This is a genomic window from Bartonella sp. AA74HLJMH (assembly GCF_042197045.1).
Taxonomy (GTDB): Bacteria; Pseudomonadota; Alphaproteobacteria; order Rhizobiales; family Rhizobiaceae; genus Bartonella.
The window spans coordinates 1-1,643 of sequence record NZ_JBHIRJ010000084.1 but is presented as its reverse complement, the minus strand read 5'-3'; the positions used below and the strand labels follow the sequence as shown (position 1 = coordinate 1,643).

The 1,643-nt window shown below is 38.5% G+C and carries 2 protein-coding genes; both read left to right on the top strand.

Annotation, left to right across the window (positions count from 1 at the left end; genetic code table 11):
- Nucleotides 1-32 precede the first annotated feature (32 nt).
- Nucleotides 33-1,151, top strand: a complete 1,119-nt coding sequence (locus ACFINH_RS09775) for a hypothetical protein (protein ID WP_375632972.1) — start codon at nt 33-35, stop codon at nt 1,149-1,151.
- The gene (locus ACFINH_RS09770) at nt 1,138-1,494 is read left to right on the top strand and encodes a hypothetical protein (RefSeq protein ID WP_375621830.1); all 357 of its coding nucleotides are present in this window, start codon (nt 1,138-1,140) and stop codon (nt 1,492-1,494) included. Before ACFINH_RS09775 ends, ACFINH_RS09770 begins: the two co-directional genes overlap by 14 nt.
- Nucleotides 1,495-1,643: the final 149 nt, after the last annotated feature.

Here is a 1,643-nt window from a genome sequence, read left to right as displayed (position 1 = left end):
TTGCAATAATAATAAAGAAAGGGAGGTGAAGTATGTCAACTAAGTTGCCATGGACGAGGCTTTTTGCAGACAAGTGGCTACTTGATCTTGCATATTTGCCAGCTTTTGAAGGTTTCATATATGTTAAGTTGCGCTTTCAAATGCTTCGCACAGGAGAGCCGCTTACGAATAATTTTAAAGTGTTATCTTTATTGGCTGGCTGCTCAGTAAAAAAATTTCAGAAGGCATTAGATCTTTTATTAGAAACTGGACATATCATTTGTTTAGAAGATGGTCGGTTGTGGAACCCAGATGTTGAATTAGAATTAAATGATAGCAAAGAGAAATCAGAAGCAGCAACAAAAGCAGCTCATTCTAGATGGCATAAAACAAAAGGTAAAAATGACAATAATCATATAAAAGAAAACGCATATGCGGATTGCATGCAGAGCGCATACGATGCGCATAGTGTTGCGCAATGCGAACGCAATGCCATTAACAATAACATTAACATATATAAAAAAAATAAAACTAACGTTTTATTAAAAAAAGAAATTGATTTTGAAGATTTAGAAACAATCGATTTGGTTGACGAGCCAATCGAGTGTGATGTTGAAAGCCAATCAAAGCAAACCAACCAATCAATCATTCACGAGCAAGAAAGCGTTCCTAAGAAAGCCAAGCGAAGTAAGGGGAAAAAAGAACTTGGAAGCGTACCAGAAGATTTTGAACCTGATTTGCAATACGCAATCGATAAAGGCTTAACGCAGGATGAGGCGTTATTAGAATTCGAAAGATTTAAACTTCATTGGAAAGCCAACCCATGTCGAAATGCAAACAATCGCGATTGGCAAAGTGCTTGGTGTGGTTGGATTATTAACCAGAATGGAACGCTCGCCAAGAAATTAGAACAGGAGAAACGATATGCAAACGAACGCTATAAGCTCTCAACAAATAACTTCACAAACAGCCTTTCACAAAGCTTCAGTACACTCAAAGCAGCAATCACCACTAGCGATTCTTATGGATCAGAATGCAGCAGAGATACAGAGGCTATCAGTTCATTTGCAAGCACTTGCCAAGAGAGTGGACCGGAGTGTGTACCCTCCAACCTCTATGCATGGAAAGCCGTTGACGCTGGAGGAGAGATCGCAAGTTTTGCAAGACTGTAATCGCTTACAAGCACTGCTTTCACGGAAAGTTACGGTTGAACATATCGAGGCGGCTGCTTATTTGCTTTCTGGTCTAAAAATACCGGCAAATATAGACCCTAATGTTATCGCTTTAAATTACAGCATAGCCTTATCAGATGCTTCAGAATACGCTCTAAAGCAGGCTGTTAAGGATATCATATGCGGAAAAGCAAAAGGATTATCGAAAACCTTTATGCCAACAGGAGCAGAGCTTGCAGAGTATTGCAGAAATTTGAAAGCAGAGCTTTTTTCGGGAGCATCAGTCATGAAATCGCATTTAAAAGCATTGAAGGATAAACAGCAAAGTAGTGAAGTTTGCTGATGATTTTGAGAATATATATGCGTTTAAATTGACAGAAAGGCACCGTACAGAGCGATTTAAAGATTTTGTGATAAAACCACATTGAAATTAAAAACGCTTCTATACGGTCCATTTTGAGGCAAATAAACCCATTGGTAAAGTTATGGATT